Genomic DNA, 15,278 nt, shown 5'->3' with positions numbered 1-15,278 from the left:
ATGTCTCACGCTACCTCGGCACCTGCCACCCCCCAACTTAATGCCCTGCAATTAAACTCGGTCACCTTGCTGGGCAATTTAGTCAACAAACCCGAGATCCGCTATCTGGCAAACCCGGTACAGGCCATTACCGAGTTAACCCTGGCCACCCATAGTAAATGGCTGGATAAAAAAACCAACACACAAAAAGAGTGGACCAGTTTCCACCATATTAAGGTGATTGGCGAAGTGGTCGAACAGGTGATCGCCCGCGCCCAAAAAGGTGATATTCTGCTGGTACAGGGTTATCTGGCCAGCCATGACTACGCCCCGAAAGAAACCGTAAACGCCACCTTTATCCAGGCATTTGCCAAAGGTTACACCCAGGAGATCAATCAGGTCCATTGCAGCGCAACCTTAGCGGCCCCCCTTGCCCTGGTCACTACGGAAAACAATAAAACCCTGGCACATGCCGAAATATCAATTTTCTTTGAAACCCCATCGACAAGCGGTAAAAAACCGAAACAAGTTAACCTTACCCGCCCGCTCCATATCTGGGGAAAACAGGCGTTATACCTGAGCGAGCATGCCGCCCCGGGTGATACCCTGTTAATTGAAGGCAAGTTAAATTACCTCAATGATCTTGATAAATCTCAATTTATTGATGGTAAACATATACAGTTGATAAAAAAACCAGCAATTAACTATTGATTTTTTGCTCAAAATGCTGGATTTTTACACAGATGGCCAATAACTAAAAGTAAAAATGGCCGACGAATAATAAGGATCAGTCCGGCATTATGGTTTATATATTCAAGTGGTGTTTTTCCAGGGTCTTAACCCCCGCCAAACGGCTTATGGTATTATTTGCCTGCAGCTACCATATCCAGGGGTTTAGCGCGAACAGTTCAATCCCGGATATTTCCCTGCTCGCCAGTCAAAAAACCTTTCTGCTCCTGGCTCTGTCTTTACTGCTTATTTTCTTGTTAGTCCGTTACCGCAGAAACCGTTATGGCCTTTCTTGTCTGCCGGGAAAACAATACGCCTATCTGGAGATCAGTAAATCCAAACAGCAGATAGGCCTGTATCGCCGCCATCAAACCAACACCGATACCGTGCTTAATATCAGCGATGTGATCAGCAGTAAAATCATGCTCAACGACAAGCTGGTCAACCTGATCACCCAAGAGCAGGCTGATACTTTTACTGCCGAGCAGGAAAAACAGCTGCAGGCAAATTTTGCCCGCATACAAAGTGAAAAAATGCTCGATGGCCAGCTGCGAAAAGTCCATTTAGTATTGACCGACAAACAACATAAAAGATATGCGATTTGCCTTTACCTCAGGTCCGGAAATAAACGCTTAACCCACACCCGTTACCGGGATGTCGTCGAAGATATTCTTGACTGGTGCCGGTTATTATCTTCACAAATCAACCGCTATCATTGCCAAGAAGCGCAAACACCATCGGCAGGAAAAAATTCTCCGCCACAGCAAGAGATCAGTCCCGCTCAGCAACAAAAGGAAAAATCACCTCAGGAACAAGAGAGCCGCCAGCATAACAGCAACAGCGAATTTCTCGCCTCCCTGGAGAAATTGGCAAAACTCAGGCAACAAGGCCTGCTCTCTGAAAGTGAGTTTGTCCTGGCCAAAAAAAAACTGCTGGCACCGGCTGAAGATAAACTCAATTAACAAAGTTGCACCGCGACAATAACCGGGTATCATAGCGCCCCGGTATTATTTATTTTTCACAAAGAAGTAAGAGTTGCAATTGTGTCATCAGGTTTAAAGTACAGTTTGCTCACCCTGGTGATAGTGTTAACCGCCCTTGTCGGCAGCAATACCGTCACCCTGGCCGACCTTAGCCATTTAAACCCCGCCAGCTGGGGACAATACCTGATCGATCAACAAGTACTCCCCCAAGGACCGGCGGGCATAATCACCTTGTTTCTCTTTTTAAGCATTACCACCGCCATAGGTTTACCCAGGCAAGTGGCTGCTTTTGTCAGCGGCTACAGTTTTGGCGCTCTTTTTGGCGCCGTGCTCGCCACCCTGGCGGCGACCATAGGCTGCCTACTGACCTTTACCGTCTCCAGGCATTTGCTCAGCCATAAGGTAAGCGCCAAATACCCAAAACAGATCAGCAAAATCTCTGCCTTTATCGAACAGCAGACCCTGGCCAAAACCATCATTATCCGCTTATTGCCGCTGGGCAGTAATTTGATGACCAATATCCTGGCAGGCGTTACCCGGGTATCCGCCAAACCTTATGTGCTGGGCTCTTTGCTCGGTTTTATTCCTCAGATGCTGATTTTCTCTTTTGCCGGCAGCGGCGTGAAACTGGCAGACGAGCAGCAGCTATATGTCACCGTAGGCTTGTTCTTAACTATCGCCCTGATCGGCGGATACCTGGTACGGCAATCATCACTGGCTAAATTAGCGATAAAGCCCAAAGAAGAGACCGGATAAGCTTAAAAGATTTGCTACCGGCAATCACCAAAAGCAGCAGCCGGGTAAACGCAAATGCCTTGCTTTTAGAGACAACAAAGGGGCCCGAAAGCCCCTTTGTTTATTACCTTTACTGCCGAATTATTTCAGCGCCAGCAGGTATTTTGTCAGCTTGTGATAATCTGCTTCGAAATTATCGCGGTCAAGCTCCTGGTTATTGATGCGGTATTTACCATTGATAATAATGGTAGGTACGCCGGTCAAAGCGCCTTTTTGCGAGAAATAATCCTGGTTTTTCTTCATCTGCTTCGCTTTGCTGTTTACGCTGAAGCTTTTGAAGATCTTATCGAATTCTTCACCGTCAGCACCTTGTAACACAAAGATATTACGCAGGTCTTTTTCCGAAGTGATCACCGCGCGTTGTACCTGGATATAATTGAAAATCGCGGCAACAACTTTCTCTTCCAGACCCATCTGCTGAGCCGTAACAACCGCCTTGCTTAGCATAGCCTGGATTTTAGGCGAAGCCGCACGCAGGAAGTCTACATGGTTACGCTCGAACGGCACCCCTTCAGGTAACTGCTTTTTCACCTTGGCAAAAAACGGTTCAAACTTAAGACAGTGAGGACAGTAGAAGGAAAAGTACTCTCTGACTTCCGGTTTCGTCGAGGCTTTTTCACTGACCTTGGTATACTGCTTACCCTCTTCAAACTCGGCACATGACGCCATAAAAGGGATAAACATTAACATTATTAAACTGATTACTTTTTTCATTATTCTCATTTTCCTTAAATGAACATCATCTGGCCTTAGGTTTGGCCCTACATCCCCGGCACTAAACTCAGCGGCGGTTGCTGCAACATAGAAAACTGCTCTTTTAGCATTAAAATCTGCTGTTCCCAGTATTTCTCGGTATTAAACCAGGGGAAATTACGCGGGAAGGCAGGGTCTTGCCAACGCTTACACAACCAGGCCATATAATTAACGATACGCATGGTGCGTAATGATTCTATCAAGACAAGCTGGTCAGTTTCAAATGTAAAAAACTCTTCATAGCCCATCAACATAGTATCTAATTGTAACAATTGTTGTTGCCTGTCCCCGGATAACATCATCCACAGATCCTGGATTGCAGGGCCGCTGCGGCAATCATCAAGGTCGACAAAATGCGGGCCGTCATCGGTCCACAAAATATTACCGGCATGGCAATCGCCGTGCAGCCGTATTTCATTGGTCGGCTGATACTGCTCGTCCGCCAGCGCCACTACCTGATCTAAAATGGTAAAAAAGGCATTACTTAAGGTATCGGGCACAAAGCCGGAATTGAAAATGACCTGCTTTGCCTGGTGCAGAAACTCTTCGCTGTTAAAGCCTGGCCGGGACTCGAACGGCTGTTGCGCCCCCCGGGCATGGATACGGCCGACAAAACGTCCCATCCACTCCAACTGGTCGAGGTTATCCACTTCAAAGATACGCCCGCCCCGGCAGGGGTAAACGGCAAAATGATAGCCCTTAAAGTCAAACAGGCTTTCGCCGTCTCGTTTTAGCGGCGCCACCACAGGCAACTCGTCCTCGGCCAACTCAAAGCCAAAGGCATGCTCTTCGCGGATCTGGGTTTCACTCCAGCGCTGCGGCCGGTAAAACTTGGTCACATATTTTGTTTTTTGTTCATCATGAAACTGATAAACGCGGTTTTCGTAGCTGTTCAGGGGCAGCAAACCGCTGTCGGGATAAAAACCGACACTCTCCAGACCGTCAAGGATCAGGTCCGGAGACAGGGTAGTAAAATCAAATACAGACATTAACGTTTATTAAAAAAGCGACTTTGTTGCTCTAGCTTAACATCACTGTCTGTTGAAATCTGCTCTACCACAAAGGAAATATCAGTAATAAACCCGGATAATTCATAGGGATCAACGGCAATGCTGATCGGCAAGGTATAAACATTTGCCGCTTTTACCGTCACTTCCTGATCCCCTATCCACTTGGCATTGGGGATACCCTTAACCGTTAACCGGTAAACATTGTCGGTTTGTGACTTATTGAGGATCTTCAGGGTATACACATTTTCCACTTCGCCGCGAATGTTTTCCCGGGCCAGGGCATTACGGTCGCGGATAATATCTAACGACACCGGCACCCGGTTGACAATTTCCATCACCAGCAAGCTGCTCATGATCACCAGCACTACCGCATAACCGATCAGTTTCGAGCGCACCAGATGCACCTTTTTCCCTTCCAGTTCATGCTCCGTGGTATAACGGATCAAGCCTTTGGCATAATTCATTTTTTCCATCACACCGTCACAGGCATCAACACAGGCGCCGCAGTTAATACATTCGTATTGCAGGCCGTTGCGGATATCGATACCCGTCGGGCACACCTGCACACATAAGTTACAGTCGATACAATCCCCTAAGCCCAGTTTTTTCGGATCTTGCTTACGGGAGCGGGCGCCGCGGTTTTCACCGCGCTTGGCATCATAAGAAACGGTAACCGTATCCTTATCAAACATCGCCGACTGGAAACGGGAATAAGGGCACATATGCAGACACATGATCTCCCGCATCCAACCGGCATTACCATAGGTACAAAAAGCGAAAAACCAGACGCAGGAGGCAGCGGCAAAGGAAGCATTAAAGGTAAAGAAATCGACAAATATTTCCTGCATAGGCACGAAATAACCGACAAAGGTCAACGCGGTTAATACCGAAAAACCCAGCCAGCAAAAATGTTTCAGTGCCTTGCGCCAGAACTTGTTGAAGTCCATTTTCTGGCTGTCGAGCTTTTTACGCTGGTTGGCGCTGCCTTCAATTTTTTCTTCAAACCAGATAAAGATAAAGGTCCATACGGTTTGCGGACAGAGGTATCCGCACCACACCCGGCCCATAAAAGTGGTGACAAAAAACAGCAAAAACGCACTTAAGATAAATAACCAGGCAAGTAAGGTCAGATCCTGCGGCCACAGGGTCAGCCCCCACAGGGTGAAGCGCTGCTCCATAATATCAAATAAGATCGCCTGATGGCCGTTATATTGCAACCAGGGCAATAGGGCAAACGCCGCCAAAAAGAAAAAATTCATTTTTTGCCGCAATTGCTGGAAAAAGCCGGTAACTTTGCGAACGTAGATCTGATCCCTGGGTTTGTAATTTTCGCTGCCGCTGTGTTTGGCCGGATGTATCTTGATATTCTTTACCGGAATATGCATGGAGACATCTTTTTGCTTTTCATCTGGTTTCACGATAAATCCTTGAAAGTCGGGAAGGTACGAAAACATGGGATTACTGGTCTATTGCCGCAATAACCCTATACTTAATTAAGATAATGTATTCTTAATGAAAATTGATTATCCTGTCCTCAGGGCCGCATTATATTACATGCTATGAAAAAATTATTGATCTTAATCGTCGCCGGAGCATTATTTTTACATTTTAATCCACAACCCGATGTGGAGGCCTGGTATCAGCAGCAGAAAGCTATGGTGATGGAAGTTTTTTCTAAGGGAACAGACACTAAGGTAAGATTAAAGGCGACAAAAATTTATGATGATCTCCAGCCGCAATTTTACAGTTTCTCCCCGGATGAACTCACTTATTTGCAGCAAATCACCGCCAACCGGGAAGCGATCAAATCTTTCTATGAGGATTATTGCCAAAACCACCAGGACAATCCCAAACTGCACCCGAGCAACCTGACCAAGATTTGCAAAACCGTTTATAACTACGAAGCGTTTTTATAATTTTACTTTCTGATAAAAATCAGCGCCTTTTGCTTATTGGTGACATCGCTGCCCCTTAAACCGCCATTAAAAACCGGTTTCGGGGTATTGCCGTCCCAGTCTTCCAGCGCAGGCATCACCGGGAAGCCGTTGCCTGTGGTGTAGTCATATAATGAGCTGTCGTCGTAGCTCATTCTGGCATAGTTCACTCCTGCCACCAGGTTGTGCTCACGACCGAACAAGGTAAAATCACCGCTGATATAGGCATCGAACAAGTCATGCTTATCATCGAGATCATATTCGCTGGCGTAACCCATCAAACCTAAAACTGTGGTTTTATCCGGCGTTCCGTGAACATAAAAAAGTTCGGTATCTTCATCCGTGGTTTTATGGGAATAAGTGGCACGCAGACACCAGTTATTATCGAAATAATGGCTCAATTCAACGACGGTATTGTTTTTCTCCACCTGCCAGTTAGACCAGTCGGCAGAAGTATTGGTGGAAACATCAAAGTCGGTGGCGCTGCCGTCGGTATAAAATAGCGGATTGGCGCCCCAGTTATTGCCTGTGGCATCGTTATTAATGTAACTGTGGCTGAGCGACAAATAAGTATTTTCGGTTAAATCAGTGCCGACAAAGGCATAGGCGAGACTTTTGTCCTGCTCATATCTGTCTAGATATGAATCGCCCTTTTGCTTGACCACAACAAAGCGGGCATTGATGTTTTCCGTCAGCGGCGTTGAAATATCCGCTTGCAAACGTTTCTTGCCCCACGACCCCAAAGTCGTGGCGATAGCCACTTCTTTATTTTCCTTGGCGCATTTGCGGATAAAGTTAATGATGGCTGAGGGTTACCCACCCCGGTCATCAAGCCGTTTGCCCCGCGGATCACCTCTACCCTTTCATAGATAGCGGTATCTTCATCGGCATGGTTGTTGCCGGAGGTCAGCAGCAGGCCGACACCGTCAACCTGAAAGTTGGTAATATCAAAGCCCCGGGCGGTGTAATAGGTGCGGCCGGTTTCTATACGTTCAACATTAACGCCGGTAGCCGAGTCAAGTGCGGAGTTAATATCGGTAAGCTGATAATCCTGCATTTGCGCACTGGTGACAACAAAAACCGATTGCGGTATCTCGATAATGGAAAGATCCAGGCGCGATGCGCCACTGAATTCATGGGCACCATAACCGTCGATATAAGTTCCTTTTACTTCAATCTTTTCAATGTCGTTTTGCTCAGCCTTTACTACCGGAGCCAATACCGGGGTAAATAAAATAGAAAGAGTAATGATATTCAACTTGAACTTGTTCACTTTGCAGCCTTGTTTATGTTGGTCTTGAAGAAATAAGGTGCCGTTATGATAGTGAAACCTTACCAAGGTGCAAATGATAACGATTTGCATTTGCGTGCTGATAGTGAATAATACTCTTTTTATGCCTGTGGCTAACACGCACATCAAGCAGGGAAGCAAAAAATCGCTAAGGAAAGGCTTATTGCCTGAAAATATCTTTCCAAGTTTTTCTATTGGCTCACAGCTTCTGATTTAAGTCATTAAAATAAAGCAGATCAATTAGATCTCTCAATTACGACTTTTGCCTGAGCGGGTTCGAATAAAGTTATTTACTCAACTAAACTTGGTTTTTAACTATTGTCCGGCCGAGACCTATGACCCAAAAAACATTCAATAGAGCTTTTCAGGAAGTCCATAGCCATTTATTAGAAAGTCCGGCAGGATTCATTCCTGAATTTCAACATAAGCTACTCGATAATGTCATTTGGATTTACCTTATCGCCTTTATACCTGCCGTTATCGGTTCATTGACAAGAATAACGACAACCGGCTGGCTTCCTGTTTACCTGCTGCATATCACCTTCCCAGCCCTGTTATTAACCATTTTTCTGTTAAAGAGTTTTGTACCTTACCACTGGAAAGTCATCGTACTAATAGCCATTTTTTATTTCATCAGCCTTGCAGGCATGGTCACTTTCGGTAACTTATCATCCTACAATGTTTTTTTCGGCTTAAGTGTCACGGTTTGCGTGATCTTTTTTTCATTGAAGGCATCACTTTGGCTGATAGCATTCATTATTCTGACCCAGTTATCTTTTGCCTATAGCTATGGGCAAACAGACAGCTTGATGATTAAAATCATCAGCCAAAACGCCCAAACCCTGGTTTGGATGAACCTGACTTCTTTTATTGCAGCCGTCGCCACTTCTTCCCTGGGCATAGGATGGCTGTATCATTCATTAAAAGCCTCACTTGAATCATTAAAAGTAAAAAATGAACAACTGGAGCAGGCTAAAGCTGAATTGACCCGGCTGGCAACCACAGATCCGCTGACGCAATTACCCAACCGCAGGGGATTGTTAAAGTTTTCCGAGAATGCCATGGCACAGTACCAGCGGCATCACCGGCCTTTTTGCGTACTCATGCTCGACATAGATCACTTCAAACAGGTCAATGATACCTTAGGTCATGAAGCCGGTGACAAGGTGCTGGCCGATGTCGCCCGGGTATTATCTTTACAGGTCAGAGAATATGAGATTGCTGCCCGCTTTGGCGGGGAAGAATTTGTATTGATCGCGATTGACAGCTCATTGCTTCAGGGAGAAAAAATAGCCGAACGGGTCAGAGCAGCCGTCGAAGAAAAAAATATTTCCTTTCAAAGTCAGTCACTTTCGGTAACCTGCAGCATAGGTATCAGCACTATAACCCCCGCCGATACATCATTTGAACAAGTACTTAAACGGGCCGATCTAGGAGTGTATCAAGCCAAAGCTAACGGTAGAAACCGGGTCGAGCTTTATGAAGATAACAGCAAGCAATAATTTACCGGGAAAGCTGTTCAACCTTTATTCCCCGGCTAAACGGGCCACTGCCTGTCCGGCAAGCTCCGACAAATCTTCACCGTCTTGCCGGTAATAATCGATAATGTCCTGTTTCATAGATTTTGCCCAGAACAACTGCAAATGTGTGGTGATCTTGGTCACTGCTTCCTGCTCGCTGGATTGAAAACAAATATTCGCCGCGATCTGATTGATCATTTTGATCAGATTGTTAACTTTTGCCGAGGGCATATTTTTTCCTTCTCTTCTTTGCTATTACTCAAGCGAAATAACTTTATTTTCATTAGCCGAGCGCACTGTTATAAACCACCTGCCGCCCCTGTCGGGCAAAACCTATCAGGTTTAAATTTCCCGCCCGGGCCAATTCTATCGCCTTACTGGTGGGGGCGGAAAATGTCACCAGGTGATTAATACCGCAGCTGATGGTCTTATACACCATTTCATAACTGGCACGGCTCGACGCCAGCACAACCCCCTGCCCGGCTGCTAAGTCGGTTTGTGCCAGGCCGCCGATTAATTTATCCAGGGCATTGTGACGGCCAACATCTTCACGCAGCAGCGCCAGCTCGCCGTCATTATGATAAAAGGCCGCACCGTGCACACCGCCCGATTGCCGGTTTAAATGTTGTTCACCGTTAAACCCGGCCACCGCCTTTTCTATCGACAAAAAATCCACCAGCGGCGCTTTGGGGAGGGCATCAGGCCGTTTAAAGGCTTGCGCCAGCGACTCCACCCCGCATAAACCGCAGCCGCTGGTACCCGCCAGGGTTCTGCGTTGCTGTTTCAGCCGGGTAAAAAAACGCGAGCTGATGGTTAAATAAATCTCTATGCCGTTTTCCCTGTGATAAATCTCGCAATCAAGTAAATCAGCCGCTTTGGTGATAATGCCCTCAGAAAGACTAAATCCGAGGGCAAAATCCACTAAATCCTGCGGTGTCGTCATCATCACCGCATGGGAGATGCCGTTATACACCAGCGCCACTGCTTCTTCGGTGATCACGGTATCCGCTTCTGTTTTATCAGCCGCTTCCCGGGCTCGAATCACCCGGTTAACGTGTTGTAGCGGTAGCTTGTTATCCTGGCCTTGACTTGTTTTATTCATCACCACAGTGTCGCAGCCTTAACTCGTTTTCGCTGCCGGGGCTTTCGCCGCAACCAAATGCGCCTGCTGTCTTTTGGAAAACTGCTTGTTGCGCTCTTGCCATTTCGACGGTGAAGTCACTTTTTCCACCTGTACCGCGGTGACCTTATACTCGGGACAGTTGGTCGCCCAGTCGGAATTATCCGTAGTCACCACGTTAGCGCCGCTTTCGGGATGATGGAAAGTGGTATACACCACTCCCGGTTGCATCCGATCGCTGATTTGCGCCTTAAGTACGGTATCACCGGCGCGGCTTTTAATGCCAAGCCAGTCACCTTCGTTGATCCCCCGCTCCTGGGCGTCATCGGGATGTATTTCCAGCACATCGCTGTCGTGCCACATTTGGTTATCTGTGCGCCGGGTCTGGGCGCCGACATTATACTGGGAGAGAATCCGCCCCGTGGTCAGCAATAACGGGAATTTACGGTTGGCTTTTTCCTCGGTCGCCACATATTCGGTAACGGCAAAGGTTGCCTTGCCGATAGGGAAGCTTTCCCGGTGCATTATCGGGGTACCGCCGGGCGCCTGCTCGTTACAGGGCCACTGGATGCTGCCCAGCTGTTCCAGTTTGTCATAACTGACACCGGTAAAGGTCGGGGTTAACTGGGCAATTTCATCCATGATTTCAGACGGATGCTGATAGGTCATCGGATAACCAAGCGCCTCGGACAGCGCCATGGTCACCTGCCAGTCTGCCTTACCGGATAACGGCGGCATGACCTGACGTACCCGGTTGATGCGGCGCTCGGCATTGGTGAAGGTACCGTCCTTTTCCAGGAAAGAAGCCCCGGGTAAAAATACATGGGCAAATTTCGCAGTTTCGTTAAGGAAAATATCCTGCACGATCAAACATTCCAGCGAGGATAGTGCCAGCTGCACATGCTGGGTATTGGGATCCGACTGGGCAATATCTTCACCCTGGCAGTAAAGCCCTTTAAAGCTACCGTCGATGGCGGCATCAAACATATTGGGGATACGTAAACCGGGTTCGGGGTCTATTTCGACACCCCAGTTTTGCTCGAATTTAGTCCTGAGTTCATCCTTACTCACATGCTGGTAGCCCGGTAATTCATGCGGGAAAGAGCCCATATCACAAGAGCCCTGAACATTGTTTTGCCCCCTAAGCGGATTAACACCAACGCCGTCGCGGCCGATATTGCCGGTTAGCAGCGCCAGGTTGGCAATGCCCATCACCATGCTTGAGCCCTGGGAATGTTCGGTTACCCCGAGGCCGTAATAAATCGCGGCATTTTTTGCCCTGGCATACAGGCGTGCCGCTGCCCTTAATTCCTCTGCCGGTATACCTGTGATAGCGGCGGTATTTTCCGGAGAGTGGCGGCTGTCGCTGATAAACTCACGCCATTTTTGATAATTTTCCTGCTGGCAACGTTCATCAATAAAGCTTTGATCTTCCAATCCTTCTTCAACCACCACATAAGCCATGGCATTGATAAAGGCAACGTTAGTACCCGGCCTTAACGCCAGGTGGTGATCGAGTTTGACATGCGGGCTGATACCCAGATCGATACGTCTTGGATCAGCAATAATAAGCCCCGCCCCCTGACGCAAACGTTTTTTCAGCAAAGAGCCGAATACCGGGTGGGCATCGGTAGGGTTGGCGCCGATCACCATCACCACATCGGCATCCATCACAGAATCGAAGGTCTGAGTACCGGCAGACTCCCCTAAGGTAGCCTTTAAACCAAAGCCGGTGGGAGAATGACACACCCGGGCGCAGGTATCGGTATTGTTATTGCCAAAAGCTGCGCGAATAAGCTTTTGTACCAGATAGGTTTCTTCATTGGTGCAGCGGGAAGAGGTGATACCGCCTATGCTGTCTTGACCAAATTTTTGCTGGATGTTTTTAAGCTTATCGGCGGCAAAGGTTATCGCCTCTTGCCAGCTTACTTCCCGCCAGGGCTGATCTATGCTGTCACGGATCATCGGACTGGTAATACGATCTTTATGATTGGCATAACCAAAGGCAAAACGTCCCTTGACGCAAGAATGTCCCCGGTTCGCTTCCCCGCCCTTATAAGGAACCATACGGATCACTTCAGTGCCTTTCATTTCCGCCTTAAACGAACAGCCGACGCCGCAATAGGCACAGGTTGTGAGCACACTATGCTCCGGCTGGCCCTGCTCAATCACGCTTTTTTCCATCAGGGTTGAAGTCGGGCAGGCCTGGACACAGGCGCCGCAGGAAACGCAATCAGAAGAAAGAAAATTATTGTCCGCCCCGGTAGACACCTTGGAATCAAAACCGCGACCGTCAAGCGTTAAGGCAAAGGTGCCTTGTACTTCTTCACAGGCGCGCACGCAGCGGGAGCAGACAATACATTTACTGGGATCAAAATGAAAATAAGGATTGGAGTCATCGCCCTTGGCATCAAGGTGGTTTTCACCGCTGAAACCATAACGCACATCCCTTAAACCCACGGCACCCGCCATATCCTGCAATTCACAGTCGCCGTTGCTGGGACAAGTCAGACAATCCAGCGGATGGTCGGAAATATAAAGCTCCATGATATTACGGCGCAACTTGGCAATCTTTTTATTTTGCGTGGTCACCTGCATGCCCTCTCTCACCGGGGTCGTGCAGGAGGCTGGCATACCTTTCATGCCTTGAATTTCCACCGCACATAAGCGGCAGGAGCCAAAGGCTTCCAGGTTATCGGAAGCACATAATTTAGGAATATTGATATTATTCAGGGCAGCGGCGCGCATCACCGAAGTGCCCTCTTCCACCGTCACCTCGCAGCCGTCGATTTCCAGCGTGACCTGGGGCAGACTTTGCTGGTGATTCAGACGGACTGCCGGGGTGCCGAGATCTTTATCTTCAGGATGCTGTTTAGGATCATAATAGGAAATCATAGCTCTTGCTCCTGCTGTGCTTTGCCAGGGACAGCTTTAATCAAGTAATCAGGAAAATGTTCCATCACACTGCGTACCGAAGATATAGAGAGGGGTGTCATGCCCCAAACTTGGGCTAAGCACGGATCATAAAACATCATATCTCTTACTCCTGCTGCTCTTTGCCAGCGATAGTTTTCAGTAGGTCTCCTGAAAAGTGCTCGACAACACTACGTACCGGGTACGGTGTCATGCCGCCCATGGCGCATAAGGATCCCAGCTCCATGGTGTCGCATAAATCGGTTAGCAGTTCCAGGTTTTGCTCCCGGTGATCGTCACCGATGATCTTATCGATCACTTCCACCCCACGTACCGCGCCGATACGGCACGGCGTACATTTACCGCAGGATTCGATTTTGCAAAACTCCATGGCAAAACGCGCCTGCTTAGCCATATCGACACTGGTATCAAATACCACCACGCCGCCATGACCCAGTACCGCATTATTAGCGGCAAAGGCTTCGTAATCGAGGGGCGTGTGCCATTGTTCTTCTGGCAGATAAGCCCCCAAAGGACCACCCACCTGGATTGCCTTGGCCGGTTTACCGCTAAAGGTACCGCCGCCAAATTCAAACACCAGGTTATGCAAGGTTTCACCAAAAGCCAGTTCCACCAGACCACCTTGTTTGATATTACCGGCTAACTGCACCGGCAAGGTACCGCGGGAGCGTCCCATGCCATAATCCCGGTAATACTCCCCGCCTTTGGCAAGGATCACCGGAATGGATGCCAGGGAAATGACATTGTTGACTATGGTGGGTAAACCGAATAAACCTTCTATCGCCGGCAACGGCGGTTTGGCGCGTACCAGACCCCGTTTACCTTCCAGGCTTTCCAGCAGGGAGGTTTCCTCACCGCAAATATAGGCACCAGCCCCAAGCCTGACTTCTAAATCAAAATGCTGGCCGCTGCTTTGAATGTTTTCACCTAAATATCCCCGGGCATAGGCGGTTTTTATTGCCTGGTTAAGTATCTTATCTGCCTGCGGGTATTCAGAGCGCAGGTAGATATAACCCTGATTTGCCCCCACCGCCAAGCCGGCGATGATCATACCTTCAATCAGGGTAAAGGGATCCGCTTCCATCAGCAGACGATCGGCAAAAGTGCCGGAATCACCTTCATCGGCGTTACAAACGATATATTTTTGCTCAGCTGGGGTATCGAGCACCGTTTGCCATTTTATTCCCGTGGGGAAAGCCGCGCCGCCCCGGCCACGTAAGCCAGAGGTTTTAACTTCATCGACAATGCCTTGCGGGCCGTTTGAGCCGATTAACGCCAAAGCCCTGCTGAGACCTTCAAAACCGCCATGTGCCTGATAATCTTCAAGACTTACAGGGTCAATAATCCCGGCACGGGCAAAGGTCAGTCTTTGCTGTTTGGCCAGATAAGGAATTTCTTCCGTTAGCCCCAGATATAAAGGATGGTTGCCTGCAAACGCTTTGTCTTCAGAAGGGTCGCCATGTGCTACCAGGGCCTGAACGAGACCGGGAACATCTTCAGTTTCTACCGGGCCAAAAGCAATACGCCCCCGGGCAGTTTCCACTTCGACTAACGGCTCAAGATAAAACAAACCGCGGGAGCCGTTACGGATAATGTCCACCGACAGCCCGGCTTCCCGGCTTTGAAATTCCACTGTTTTAGCAACTTCATCTGCGCCCATGGCCAGGGCTGTGGTATCGCAGGGAATATAAATTTTAACGGACATGGTTTTCTCCCTGTCCAAGCTCCACCACATAGGTAGACAGTTTATCCATCAGCTGGCTGAACTTTTCGCCGCTCATGCGGCCATAAACACGTTCACCGACTTTAACCGAAGGACCGCAGGCGCAATTACCCAGGCAATAAACCGGCTCTAAGCTGACGTTATTATCTTTAGTGGTCTGGTGATAGTCTATGCCTAGTTTGCTTTTAATTTCCTGCTCCAGGGCCTCAGAGCCCATGGCCTGGCAAGCCTCCGCCCGGCAGATTTCCACCAGGTGGTTGCCGGGTTTATCCAGGCGGAAATGATGATAAAAACTGATCACGCCGTAAATCTCGGCGGCGGTCTGGTTTAAACCGGCGGCGATAATATCGATCGCCGCTTTGGGGATATAACCCAGCTGATCCTGGATATCATGTAATATCGGCAGCAGCGCTCCCGGCAAGGCTTTTTTGTCAGAGACGGACCTGGCCACCACCTGATATTGCTGTTCACTTAATTTCGTCATCACTCTCTACCGCCCGCTACTTT

The 15,278-nt window shown here is 48.4% G+C and carries 13 protein-coding genes and 1 pseudogene; 5 read left to right on the top strand and 9 right to left on the bottom strand.

The genetic code is table 11. The features are described from left to right. From SG35_RS01820 to SG35_RS01810, 3 genes are all read left to right on the top strand, one after another. Complete coding sequence (locus tag SG35_RS01820) at nucleotides 1-690, top strand: single-stranded DNA-binding protein (RefSeq protein WP_044834077.1); 690 nt, start codon at nucleotides 1-3, stop codon at nucleotides 688-690. An 89-nt stretch (nucleotides 691-779) separates the two neighbouring features. Continuing rightward, the gene (locus SG35_RS01815) at nucleotides 780-1,670 is read left to right on the top strand and encodes an SHOCT domain-containing protein (protein WP_044834076.1); all 891 of its coding nucleotides are present in this window, start codon (nucleotides 780-782) and stop codon (nucleotides 1,668-1,670) included. 81 nt (nucleotides 1,671-1,751) lie between these two features. Continuing rightward, a complete protein-coding gene (locus tag SG35_RS01810; RefSeq protein WP_160298324.1) occupies nucleotides 1,752-2,447 on the top strand; it encodes a TVP38/TMEM64 family protein in 696 nt (231 codons plus the stop codon). Nucleotides 2,448-2,567: 120 nt separating this feature from the next. On the opposite strand, the gene SG35_RS01805 is transcribed toward SG35_RS01810, so the two are convergent. From SG35_RS01805 to ccoG, 3 genes are read right to left on the bottom strand one after another with little or no spacing between them, the layout of a single operon-like run. Beyond that, nucleotides 2,568-3,200, bottom strand: coding sequence for a thiol:disulfide interchange protein DsbA/DsbL (locus tag SG35_RS01805; RefSeq protein WP_063888665.1), 633 nt, complete (start codon nucleotides 3,198-3,200; stop codon nucleotides 2,568-2,570). Between the two features lie 47 nt (nucleotides 3,201-3,247). After that, a complete protein-coding gene (locus SG35_RS01800; RefSeq protein WP_044834075.1) occupies nucleotides 3,248-4,228 on the bottom strand; it encodes a serine/threonine protein kinase in 981 nt (326 codons plus the stop codon). Continuing rightward, nucleotides 4,228-5,634: a cytochrome c oxidase accessory protein CcoG gene (ccoG, locus tag SG35_RS01795; protein ID WP_044834126.1), complete on the bottom strand. Its 1,407-nt coding sequence runs from the start codon at nucleotides 5,632-5,634 to the stop codon at nucleotides 4,228-4,230. Before ccoG ends, SG35_RS01800 begins: the two co-directional genes overlap by 1 nt. Before the next feature lie 174 nt (nucleotides 5,635-5,808). Between ccoG and SG35_RS01790 the strand changes: the two genes are divergently transcribed. After that, nucleotides 5,809-6,165, top strand: a complete 357-nt coding sequence (locus SG35_RS01790; protein ID WP_044834074.1) for a hypothetical protein — start codon at nucleotides 5,809-5,811, stop codon at nucleotides 6,163-6,165. Between the two features lie 14 nt (nucleotides 6,166-6,179). Here the strand turns inward: SG35_RS01790 and SG35_RS01785 are convergent. Then, nucleotides 6,180-7,435: pseudogene (locus tag SG35_RS01785) on the bottom strand (TonB-dependent siderophore receptor); the annotation flags it as partial. 374 nt (nucleotides 7,436-7,809) lie between these two features. Between SG35_RS01785 and SG35_RS01780 the strand changes: the two are divergent. Further along, the gene (locus SG35_RS01780) at nucleotides 7,810-8,976 is read left to right on the top strand and encodes a GGDEF domain-containing protein (RefSeq protein ID WP_053043192.1); all 1,167 of its coding nucleotides are present in this window, start codon (nucleotides 7,810-7,812) and stop codon (nucleotides 8,974-8,976) included. Between the two features lie 24 nt (nucleotides 8,977-9,000). Here the strand turns inward: SG35_RS01780 and SG35_RS01775 are convergent, their stop codons facing one another. The 5 genes from SG35_RS01775 to SG35_RS01755 all read right to left on the bottom strand — a co-directional run bounded on the left by SG35_RS01775 (nucleotide 9,001) and on the right by SG35_RS01755 (nucleotide 15,255). Then, nucleotides 9,001-9,225: a formate dehydrogenase subunit delta gene (locus SG35_RS01775; protein ID WP_044834073.1), complete on the bottom strand. Its 225-nt coding sequence runs from the start codon at nucleotides 9,223-9,225 to the stop codon at nucleotides 9,001-9,003. A gap of 52 nt (nucleotides 9,226-9,277) precedes the next feature. Continuing rightward, on the bottom strand, nucleotides 9,278-10,096 hold the full coding sequence (gene fdhD / locus SG35_RS01770) for a formate dehydrogenase accessory sulfurtransferase FdhD (RefSeq protein WP_044834072.1): 819 nt from the start codon (nucleotides 10,094-10,096) through the stop codon (nucleotides 9,278-9,280). A gap of 18 nt (nucleotides 10,097-10,114) precedes the next feature. Further along, nucleotides 10,115-13,009: a formate dehydrogenase subunit alpha gene (gene fdhF, locus SG35_RS01765; protein WP_044834071.1), complete on the bottom strand. Its 2,895-nt coding sequence runs from the start codon at nucleotides 13,007-13,009 to the stop codon at nucleotides 10,115-10,117. Between the two features lie 145 nt (nucleotides 13,010-13,154). Further along, complete coding sequence (locus SG35_RS01760; protein ID WP_044834070.1) at nucleotides 13,155-14,753, bottom strand: formate dehydrogenase beta subunit; 1,599 nt, start codon at nucleotides 14,751-14,753, stop codon at nucleotides 13,155-13,157. After that, nucleotides 14,743-15,255: a formate dehydrogenase subunit gamma gene (locus SG35_RS01755; RefSeq protein ID WP_044834069.1), complete on the bottom strand. Its 513-nt coding sequence runs from the start codon at nucleotides 15,253-15,255 to the stop codon at nucleotides 14,743-14,745. The genes SG35_RS01760 and SG35_RS01755 overlap by 11 nt, the downstream gene beginning before the upstream one ends. Nucleotides 15,256-15,278 lie beyond the last annotated feature (23 nt).

Source organism: Thalassomonas actiniarum, from assembly GCF_000948975.2.
Classification (GTDB): Bacteria; Pseudomonadota; Gammaproteobacteria; order Enterobacterales; family Alteromonadaceae; genus Thalassomonas; species Thalassomonas actiniarum.
Note: the sequence above shows the minus strand (reverse complement) of the source record. Positions and strands in the feature narration are given on the sequence as shown.

What these genes read in the sequence shown, in the direction of transcription:
- ccoG (WP_044834126.1), bottom strand. Translation starts at nt 5,634, where the DNA reads ATGCATATTCCGGTAAAGAATATCAAGATACATCCGGCCAAACACAGC.
- SG35_RS01775 (WP_044834073.1), bottom strand. Translation starts at nt 9,225, where the DNA reads ATGCCCTCGGCAAAAGTTAACAATCTGATCAAAATGATCAATCAGATC.
- SG35_RS01815 (WP_044834076.1), top strand. Translation starts at nt 780, where the DNA reads ATGGTTTATATATTCAAGTGGTGTTTTTCCAGGGTCTTAACCCCCGCC.
- SG35_RS01800 (WP_044834075.1), bottom strand. Translation starts at nt 4,228, where the DNA reads ATGTCTGTATTTGATTTTACTACCCTGTCTCCGGACCTGATCCTTGAC.
- SG35_RS01805 (WP_063888665.1), bottom strand. Translation starts at nt 3,200, where the DNA reads ATGAAAAAAGTAATCAGTTTAATAATGTTAATGTTTATCCCTTTTATG.
- SG35_RS01790 (WP_044834074.1), top strand. Translation starts at nt 5,809, where the DNA reads ATGAAAAAATTATTGATCTTAATCGTCGCCGGAGCATTATTTTTACAT.
- SG35_RS01780 (WP_053043192.1), top strand. Translation starts at nt 7,810, where the DNA reads ATGACCCAAAAAACATTCAATAGAGCTTTTCAGGAAGTCCATAGCCAT.
- SG35_RS01760 (WP_044834070.1), bottom strand. Translation starts at nt 14,753, where the DNA reads ATGTCCGTTAAAATTTATATTCCCTGCGATACCACAGCCCTGGCCATG.
- SG35_RS01755 (WP_044834069.1), bottom strand. Translation starts at nt 15,255, where the DNA reads ATGACGAAATTAAGTGAACAGCAATATCAGGTGGTGGCCAGGTCCGTC.
- SG35_RS01820 (WP_044834077.1), top strand. Translation starts at nt 1, where the DNA reads ATGTCTCACGCTACCTCGGCACCTGCCACCCCCCAACTTAATGCCCTG.
- fdhF (WP_044834071.1), bottom strand. Translation starts at nt 13,009, where the DNA reads ATGATTTCCTATTATGATCCTAAACAGCATCCTGAAGATAAAGATCTC.
- fdhD (WP_044834072.1), bottom strand. Translation starts at nt 10,096, where the DNA reads ATGAATAAAACAAGTCAAGGCCAGGATAACAAGCTACCGCTACAACAC.